The organism is Stenotrophomonas sp. S39 (assembly GCF_016624665.1).
Taxonomy (GTDB): Bacteria; Pseudomonadota; Gammaproteobacteria; order Xanthomonadales; family Xanthomonadaceae; genus Stenotrophomonas.
On record NZ_JACVTT010000012.1, the window covers coordinates 58,228 to 66,807 of the forward strand.

The following is an 8,580-nucleotide window of genomic DNA, read 5'->3' on the forward strand; positions in this document are numbered from 1 at the left end:
GGCATCACTGGCCGGCGTCTGGCTCAGTCGGCCATCGCAGGAGCGTGCGCCGTGAAGTGCGGCAGCACATGCTCGGCGATCTCGTGGAAGGTTTCGGCCAAGGGCCGTTCGTTGCGTCGGAACTGCAGCCCGATGTGGTCCACGCCGGCGGCCTGCATGGCCTGCAGTTCGGCCAGCAGGGCGTTGCGGCCGCCGCGCAGGCCGAAGCGCCAGCGTTGCAACGGCGCGTCCGCCTGGCCCAGCAGGTCCAGGTGGATGAAGCTGGCGTAGGGCTTGTCACCCGCAACCGCACGCCACGCTGCCACACGCTGAGCATGGTCCTGCGGCGTGCCGGGGTAGGCCAGGCAACCATCCATGTGCTGGCCGATCCACGCCGGCTGCTGCTGGGCCAGGCCGGCCACGAGCAGCGGCAGCGCTGGCCCGTCCGCGGGCAGCACGTCCAACCCCTGCGGCAGGTGCGCGGCGCCGCCCTCGCGCAGCAGCGCGACCTGCTCGCGGAAGCGGCTGCCCCGGGTGTCGAAGTCACGACCGAACAGCGGGTACTCCACGGGCCGGTCGCCGCTGGCCACGCCCAGCAGCAGGCGGTCACCGCTGAGCTGCTGCACGCTGCGCGCCGACTTCAGGGTCAGCAGCGGCTCGCGGATCGGCAGGACCACCGCGCCGGTACCCAGCAGGATGTTGTCGGTGATGCCGGCCAGATAGCCCAGGTAGGTGAACACCTCGAACACCTGCGCGGCATCGCCGAAGGCGGGGTCGTACACCGGCACGTCGCGTACCCACAGCGCGCGGAAGCCGAGGCGGTCGGCCAGCCGCGCGAGTTCGGCATGCCGCTGCAGGTCGGGTTCGCCGGGCAGGCGCCGCGCGGCGCGGCGCGCCTGTTCGCCCAGCGGCGTCCAGTCATTGTCCAGGGGGGCTTCGATGCCGATGCTGAAGCCACCGGCACGCAGCCGCGTCAACGCACTGCCCATGTCGATGCGCCTCAGTCCCAGGCCGGGGCCAGCCCCGGCGGGTCGACCTCGCGGCCGTTGCGTTCCAGCGCGGCGATCGCGGCCATGTCCTCGGCATCCAGATGCAGGTCCTGGGCGAGCAGGTTGCTGGCCAGGTTCTCGCGCTTGGTCGACGAGGGAATGACGGCGTAGCCCAGCTGCAGCGCCCAGGCCAGCGCCACCTGGGCCACCGTGGCCTGGTGCTTGTCGGCGATGCGGGCCAGCACCGGGTCCTTCAGCACCTTGCCGTAGGCCAGCGTCATGTACGAGGTCACGGTGATGCCCTGGTCCTTCAGGAACGCGGTCAGCGCCGGGCTCTGCAGGTACGGGCTCAGTTCGATCTGGTTGGTGGCGATCTGGCCGGCGCCGACGACGTCGATGGCCTGGCGGGTCAGCTCGATGTTGAAGTTGGAGACGCCGATCTGCCGGGCCAGGCCCAGCGTCTTCGCTTCAGCCAGCGCGGTCATGTATTCGCGCAGCTCGACGGCGCTGCCGGGGGCGGGCCAGTGGATCAGCAGCAGGTCGACATGGTCGGTGCGCAGCTTGGCCAGGCTGTCGCGCAGGCTGGGGATCAGCGCGCCGGCGGCATGGTTGTCGACCCAGATCTTGGTGGTCAGGAACAGCTGCTCGCGCGGCACGCCGGATTCGGCGATGGCCTGGCCGACCTCGGCCTCGTTGCCGTAGATCTGCGCGGTGTCGATGGCGCGGTAGCCGACGTCGAGCGCGTTGCGCACCGAGTCGATGACGGTCTGGCCGGTCAGGCGGAAGGTGCCGACGCCAAAGGAAGGAATGCTCATGGATGGCTCCAGGCTGGAAGGGGAGCGGAGTGCTCCGACGGGGGCCAGTTTGGCGGCTTTACATTTGCCGATTAAGCCGTGTATACGGGAAACGCTTTTGCGCCGGAGTAAAGAATGAAGACCACGCTGGATGAGATGAAGGCCTTCGTGGCGGTGGTCGACAGCGGCTCGATCACCGCAGCGGCCGAGGCACTGGAGCTCACCATCTCGGCCACCAGCCGTACGCTGGCGCGGCTGGAGGACAAGCTGCAGACCACGCTGCTGCGGCGGACCACCCGGCGCCTTGAACTGACCGAAGAAGGCGCGGCGTTCCTTGAGTACGCGCGCACCATCCTGGCCACGGTGGACGAGGCCGAGGAACAGATGGCCGCCCGCCGCCTGCAGCCGGTGGGACGCCTGCGCGTGGATGCCGCCACGCCTTTCATGCTGCACGTGATCGTGCCCTTGCTGGCGGGCTTCCGCGAACGCTACCCGCAGGTGGAGCTGGAACTGAACTCCAACGAGGGCATCACCGACCTGATCGAGAAGCGCACCGATGTGGCGTTCCGCATCGGCGTGCTGCGTGATTCCACCCTGCACGCACGGCCGATCGGCCACAGCCGCATCCGCGTGGTGGCCAGCCCGGACTACCTGCAGCGGCGCGGCTCGCCCAGCCGCATCGCCCAGTTGCGCGAGCATGATCTGCTGGGCTTCACCCAGCCCAGCTCGCTCAACGAATGGCCGCTGCGCGACGCCGACGGTGGCCCGTTCGTCATCCAGCCGGCCATCGCCTCGTCCAGTGGTGAAACGTTGCGGCAGATGGCCGTGGCCGGACTGGGCATTGCCTGCCTGTCCGACTTCCTCACCCGTGAGGATCGCCGCGCAGGGCGGCTGGTGCAGCTGTTCGCGCGGCAGACCCAGGACGTGCTGCAGCCGATCAACGCGGTCTACTACCGCAACACCGCGCTGGCGGCACGCATCACCTGTTTCGTGGACCATGTGACGCAGACGCTGGGACAACGGCCGTTCGACGAGTGATGGCGTGCGTGGGTCAGCCGACCACCAGCGTCTGTGCCTCCAGGAACGCTTCCAGGCCCCACGCGCCACTCTCGCGGCCGATGCCCGACTGCTTCATGCCGCCGAACGGGGCCATCGGCTCATGCCGCAGGGTATTCACCAGTACCCGGCCGGACTGGATCTGCCGCGCCACCGCCGTCGCCCGCGCTTCATCACTGCCGATCACCAGCGCACTCAATCCGTAGGCGGTGTCATTGGCGATGGCCACCGCCTCTTCCTCGTCGCGGTAGCCGATCACGCACAGCACCGGCCCGAAGATTTCCTCGCGGGCAATGGTCATGTCGTTGCGCACGTCGGTGAACAGGGTAGGGCGCACGAACCAGCCCCTCTGCAGCCCCTCGGGGCGCCCTTCGCCACCGGCCAGCAGCCGCGCGCCTTCTGCGATGCCGGTCGTGATGTAACCCTGCACGCGCTGCCACTGCCGTTCGCTGACCATCGGCCCGACCGTGGTCGCAGCATCGCGCGGGTCGCCACTGCGCACGGCTTGTACGGCAGCCGCGAGGGCATCCTCGAACACCGCCCGGCGTGATTCGGGCACCAGGATGCGGGTGCCCGCAATGCAGGCCTGGCCACTGTTGATGAAACCGGCCTGCACGGCCAGCGTTGCGGCCGCCTGCGGGTCGGCATCGTCGAGGATCACCGTGGGCGACTTGCCGCCCAGCTCGAGGGTGACACGCTTGAAGGTGTCCGCACTGGACCGCAGGATCGCGCGGCCGGTGGCGGTGGACCCGGTGAAGGAGATCTTGGCCACGTCGGGCGATGCGCTGAGCACGGCGCCGACGTCCTGGCCCAGGCCGTTGACGATGTTGGCCACGCCGGCCGGCAGCTGCGCCGCGTGCAGCGCCTCCATCACCACCTGGGTCTGCAGCGCGGACATCTCGCTGGGCTTGACCACGGCGGTACAGCCGGCCGCCAGCGCGGTCGCAAGCTTGCCGCAGATGAAGGACGCATTGCTGTTCCAGGGCGTGATCAGGCCGGCCACGCCCAAGGGCAGCAGATGCACCTGGGCCTGGCCGACGCTGCGCTGGAACGGGAAATCGGCCAGCACGCGCATCGCCTCGTCGATCACCTGCACGGGGTGCTCGACCATCCAGCGCGAACGTGCCGAGGGCGCACCGTACTCGGCCAGTACCGCCGCATGCAGGGCATCCTGGCGCTCGGCCATCGCATCGCGGAAACGGCCGAGCATGGCCAGGCGCTCGGCCACGCTGCGTGCGGCCTGTGCGGGAAGGGCGGCCTTGGCCGCGGCCACTGCACGTTCGGCATCGACCGCGTCGCCCAGCCGTACCGTGCCGATGACTGCTTCGGTGGCGGGGTTGTGCAGGTTGGCGAGGTGCTGGCCGTGGGACGCCACGAAAGCGCCGTTGATGAAGTGCTGGTCGATGCGTTGCATGGCCGGTTCCTGGGGGAGTGAGAGGGTGTGGGCAGAGTCTGGCGCCGCTCGACCGTGCGGGGAATCCGGTCTATCGTGGATGGGGTGTCCCGGTTTTCGGGATGATTGAAGGCGCGCCATGCATCGTTCCGGGCTGGTTGAACTTGATGCCGTGCTGGCCGTGGCCCGTCGCGGCAGCTTCCGTGCGGCCGCGCGCGAACTGGGCATGTCCACCTCGGCGCTGAGCCATGCCGTGGCGAACCTTGAGGCTCGCCTGCAGGCGCGCCTGTTCCACCGCACCACGCGCAGCGTGGCCCTGACCGAAGCCGGCGCACGCTACGTCGCGCGCATCGGCCCTGCGCTGGCCGAGATCCAGGCGGCGGCCGAAGAACTGCACGGCGATGCGCAGCACCCCAGTGGCGCGTTGCGCATCAGCGTGCCGCCGGAAAGCACGCGCATGCTGGCCGGGTTGGTGGCGGCCTTCGTGCAGCGCTACCCGCAGGTGCGGCTGGAGCTGTCCGCCGAGGCCCGGCTGGTGGACATCGTCGCCGATGGCTTCGATGCCGGCGTGCGCCTGCATGAGCAGGTGCCACAGGACATGGTGGCCTTGCCGCTCTATCGGCAGCAGCGCATGCGCGTGGTCGCGTCGCCTGCGTACCTGGCCGCGCACGGGACGCCGGACACGCCCGATGCGCTGGCCGGGCACGGCGCGATCCGCATGCGCCTGTCGCACGGCGGCGTGTATCGCTGGGAGCTGGAACACCGCGGCCAGGTGCTGCAGGTTGATCCACCGGCGCGCCTGGTGGTGGGTGAACTGCAGGCGGCACGGGCGGCGGCGCTGGCCGGGGTTGGCCTGGCCTTCCTGTCCGAATGGCATATCCGCGATGACCTGGACAGCGGCGCGCTGGTGCCGGTGCTGGATGCCTGGTGCCCGCCGTTCCCCGGCCTGTACCTGTACTTCCCAGGCCACCGGCACCTGCCGCCGCCGTTGAAGGCCTTCGCCGACCTGCTGCGCGAACGCGATGCGCAGGGATTGGCCCCCGACGCGATGCAGTAGATCCACGCCATGCGTGGATAGCGGAAATCATCGTGGTGGCTCCGCGCTACCGCAATCCCCACATACTCGGCGTACACCCCATCACCCGCCGGAACGCGGCGCTGAACTTGCTGGGGTTGGCATAGCCGGCTGCCAGCGCCACGTCGGTCACCACGTAACCCTGCAGCAGCGCACTGGCGGCCCAGTACATGCGGCGCCGGGTCAGGAATACATACGGCGATTGGCCACTGGCCGCGCGCAGGGCGCGGCCGAAGGCCGAGGCCTCCATCCCCACGGCCGCCGCCAGAGCCGCAACATCCAGCGCCTCGGCGCGGTGGGCATCGATGAATTCTTCCAGCTGCCGCAGCCGGCGCGCCGACAACGGTGTTGACGCCGGCGGCGGTGCAGGCGTCTGGCCTGCCAGCTGGCCGAGCCGGTGCAGCAGCACCGCGCTGCCCTGCTGCAGGAAGCCGGGAAGGCAGGCGTCGGCCTGGGCGCTTGACCACAGTGCCTGCAGTACCGACGCAATCACCGGATCCTCGTGCAGCCGGGTGGCCAGCGGCAACAGCGGCGCCAGCAGCTGCGCGGCCTGCGGATGCAGGCGGGTATCAATGGCGATGCCGAGCAGGTCCACCGCCGGGCTGGCGTAGCTGCCGGCATCACCGGGCAGCACCAGGTTGAACTGGCCCGGCCGCCAACGTTCCTGCAGCCGGCCCAGCGCCGTGCGCTGATGCAGTGGGCCGCCACCGGCCAAGGCCAGGCCCAGCCGCAGGTGATCGGGATGACCCATCCTGCCTTCGCTGGCTTCGAAGCGATGCCGCAGCAGCACGATCCCCCCATCGTCGCTGGCGTGGGTGCCGAGCGCGGGATGACCGGTCTCGCGTTGCAGCTGGGCCGCGAGGGCGGGCATGGCGGTTCCCGGAATGGAGTGTCGGCGCACGGAATGGAGTGGCTGCTTCAGTTGAGTGTTACATCATAACAATGTGTGCCAGCCGTCCTGCCAGGCACCTGTCCGTTCCCCGAGAGGTTTCCCTTGAAAGCCCCCGTTTCGTCCGCCGCACTGGTCGCGGTGTCACTGATCGTTCCCGTCCTGCCCGTCCATGCCCAGCAGAAGGACGCCGCCACCACGCTTGACGGCGTGATGGTCACCGGCTCCAAGCGTGATACGCCCTACCTGAAGAGCGACCTGTCGGTCACCGTGCTTGACCGCGAGGCGCTGCAGCAGGCCGGCGTCACCGAGTTCCGTGATCTGGACAAGCTGGCACCCAACGTCAAGTTCAACGTAATGGGCCAGCTCAGCAACATGTTCATCTCCATCCGCGGGATCGAGTCCAATCCGTTCCTGGTCAACCGCGCCTCGGTCTACATCGATGGCATCCCGTTCCGCGAACTGAGCAATGCCGTGCTCAACCAGGTCGAATCGGTCGAGGTTTTGCGTGGCCCGCAGGGCACGCTGTACGGCGCCAACAGTGAATCGGGCCTGGTGCTGGTGCGTACCCGCGGCCCGTCCGATGCCACCGAAGGTGAAGTGAACCTGCGCCAGACCTGGTTCGGCAACGGCGGCGGCACCGCGCTGGATGGCTTCCTGTCCGGCCCCCTGGACAAGGGCGGGGCGCTGACCGGTTCGGTCGCCTTCATGGGATCGAAGGAGGATGCCTACCTGAAGAACCTGACGCCATCCGGTGCGCGCGGCAAGGTGGATGAAGGCTACCTGCAGGGCAAGCTGCGCTGGCGGCCCAGCGATTACGTGCAGGTCAACGCGCTGGCCTACCATCTGCGCACGCGCGCGCCGGGCATGTTCGAGTATGAGTATCTGCCGCTGGATACCGGCCTGTACAACCGCACCTACGGCAGCAGCCTCAACGGCGGCCGCCAGGCAGGTGATTTCACCTACATCAATGACGCGCCCAAGCGCACCGAGAAGGATGAGACCGTGGCAGGCCTGAGCGCGCAGTGGCAGCTGCAGGCCGGCACGCTGGATGTCGCCACCTCCTACCGTGGCGAGGAGGTGATGTCGGCCGGCTACGATTTCGACATGACCGCCAGCGCCGCACTGGCCGGCCGCATCTACGACAAGAAGAACGAATGGACCGCCGAGGCGCGTTTCAGCTCGCCCAGCGATCAGGCGCTGACCTGGATGGCCGGCGTGGCGACCTACCGCACGGGCAAGGATTCCATCCTCGGTACGTTTGTCGGTGCGGCCACACGCGGCCTGGACAGCTACAACCTGGCGCCGCGGCAGACCTCCAAGGGCGAGGACTACAGCGTGTTCGCCACTGCCAGCTATACCTTGCCGGCGCTGCCGAAGCTGACCGCCAGCGTGGGCCTGCGCCACGAGCAGGCACGACGTTCCACCGAACAGCGAGCCGGCGCACTGGACCTGGGCGCCGGTGGACGGGTGCTGTACCGCGACGCGGCACTGGCCCACACGTTCTCGGCCACGTTGCCGCGCGTGTCGCTGCGCTACGACGCAAGCGACGACCTGTCCTTCTATGCGGCCTCGGCCAAGGGCTACATCCCGGGTGGCTTCAACCTGGCGGCCGCCCAGAGCGATGTGGTCAACGAGAAGGTGCTGCGTTACGAATCCGAGCGCATGTGGAGCCACGAGCTGGGCTTCAAGATGAACCTGGCCGGCGGCCGCGGCCACATCGGCGGTGCGCTGTTCCACATCACCTCGGACAACTGGCAGGAGATCCAGGTCGCCACCGATGCTGATGGCCGGCCGATCTCTTCGGACTACGTGGGTTCTGATGCCTCGATCCGCTCGCGCGGCGCAGAGCTGGAAGGTGTCTTCGACGTGTTGCCGCAGCTGACCGTAATGGCCAACCTGGGCTACGTGGACGCGAAGTACACCAAGCTGTGGGTCAGCGCGGATCAGAACCTTGCCGGCAAGCGGGTCAAACTGACCCCGCATTACACCGGCTATCTGGCCGCGCGCTACCAGTTCGATTCGGGGGTGTTTGCGCGGGTGGAATCGCAGTTCACCGGATCCAGTGCCCTCGATGAGCGCAACCGCGCGTTCCAGCCGGCGGTGGCGGTGCTCGGGCTGCAGGTGGGGTACGACACGGGACCGTGGAGCACTCGCCTGTTCGTGCAGAACCTGACCGGCAAGCGGCGCATCAATGGCCTGATCTTCGACAACCTTGCCTTCGGGCGAGATGGCAACTATTACGGCCCCGTGGACCATCCGCGCATCTATGGTGCCGAGGTGGGTTACCGTTTCTGAGTGCGTTGCCGGCCAGCGGCCGGCGCTACCAGGCGTAGCGCGCGGCCCGAGATCGGGTAGTGCCGGCCCCGGGCCCGCAGCCCAACCCCACCACGGGCGGGGGCGCC

Annotated in this window: 7 protein-coding genes; 3 read left to right on the forward strand and 4 right to left on the reverse strand. The window is 68.7% G+C overall.

Annotated elements, in window-relative coordinates; translation table 11 throughout:
* Nucleotides 1–23: 23 nt before the first annotated feature.
* Together IAE41_RS05650 and dkgB are read right to left on the reverse strand one after the other, a co-directional pair.
* Nucleotides 24–968, reverse strand: coding sequence for a TIGR03571 family LLM class oxidoreductase (locus IAE41_RS05650; RefSeq protein ID WP_200732399.1), 945 nt, complete (start codon nt 966–968; stop codon nt 24–26).
* A gap of 11 nt (nt 969–979) precedes the next feature.
* Nucleotides 980–1,783, reverse strand: coding sequence for a 2,5-didehydrogluconate reductase DkgB (dkgB, locus tag IAE41_RS05655; protein ID WP_200732400.1), 804 nt, complete (start codon nt 1,781–1,783; stop codon nt 980–982).
* Between the two features lie 114 nt (nt 1,784–1,897).
* Between dkgB and IAE41_RS05660 the strand changes: the two genes are divergently transcribed.
* Nucleotides 1,898–2,800, forward strand: a complete 903-nt coding sequence (locus IAE41_RS05660; protein WP_200732401.1) for a LysR family transcriptional regulator — start codon at nt 1,898–1,900, stop codon at nt 2,798–2,800.
* 13 nt (nt 2,801–2,813) lie between these two features.
* Here the strand turns inward: IAE41_RS05660 and IAE41_RS05665 are convergent, their stop codons facing one another.
* Nucleotides 2,814–4,232 carry an aldehyde dehydrogenase family protein gene (locus tag IAE41_RS05665; protein ID WP_200732402.1) on the reverse strand — a complete coding sequence of 473 codons (1,419 nt, stop codon included), beginning with the start codon at nt 4,230–4,232 and terminating at the stop codon, nt 2,814–2,816.
* Nucleotides 4,233–4,350: 118 nt separating this feature from the next.
* On the opposite strand from IAE41_RS05665, the gene IAE41_RS05670 reads away from it, so the two are divergent.
* Complete coding sequence (locus IAE41_RS05670; protein ID WP_200732403.1) at nt 4,351–5,268, forward strand: LysR family transcriptional regulator; 918 nt, start codon at nt 4,351–4,353, stop codon at nt 5,266–5,268.
* Nucleotides 5,269–5,314: 46 nt separating this feature from the next.
* Here IAE41_RS05670 and IAE41_RS05675 read toward each other — a convergent pair whose 3' ends face one another.
* A complete protein-coding gene (locus IAE41_RS05675; RefSeq protein WP_200732404.1) occupies nt 5,315–6,157 on the reverse strand; it encodes a helix-turn-helix transcriptional regulator in 843 nt (280 codons plus the stop codon).
* A 123-nt stretch (nt 6,158–6,280) separates the two neighbouring features.
* Between IAE41_RS05675 and IAE41_RS05680 the strand changes: the two genes are divergently transcribed.
* Nucleotides 6,281–8,473: a TonB-dependent receptor gene (locus IAE41_RS05680; RefSeq protein ID WP_234458324.1), complete on the forward strand. Its 2,193-nt coding sequence runs from the start codon at nt 6,281–6,283 to the stop codon at nt 8,471–8,473.
* The last annotated feature ends 107 nt before the right edge of the window (nt 8,474–8,580 follow it).

What these genes read in the sequence shown, in the direction of transcription:
- IAE41_RS05665 (WP_200732402.1), bottom strand. Translation starts at nt 4,232, where the DNA reads ATGCAACGCATCGACCAGCACTTCATCAACGGCGCTTTCGTGGCGTCC.
- dkgB (WP_200732400.1), bottom strand. Translation starts at nt 1,783, where the DNA reads ATGAGCATTCCTTCCTTTGGCGTCGGCACCTTCCGCCTGACCGGCCAG.
- IAE41_RS05675 (WP_200732404.1), bottom strand. Translation starts at nt 6,157, where the DNA reads ATGCCCGCCCTCGCGGCCCAGCTGCAACGCGAGACCGGTCATCCCGCG.
- IAE41_RS05650 (WP_200732399.1), bottom strand. Translation starts at nt 968, where the DNA reads ATGGGCAGTGCGTTGACGCGGCTGCGTGCCGGTGGCTTCAGCATCGGC.
- IAE41_RS05670 (WP_200732403.1), top strand. Translation starts at nt 4,351, where the DNA reads ATGCATCGTTCCGGGCTGGTTGAACTTGATGCCGTGCTGGCCGTGGCC.
- IAE41_RS05660 (WP_200732401.1), top strand. Translation starts at nt 1,898, where the DNA reads ATGAAGACCACGCTGGATGAGATGAAGGCCTTCGTGGCGGTGGTCGAC.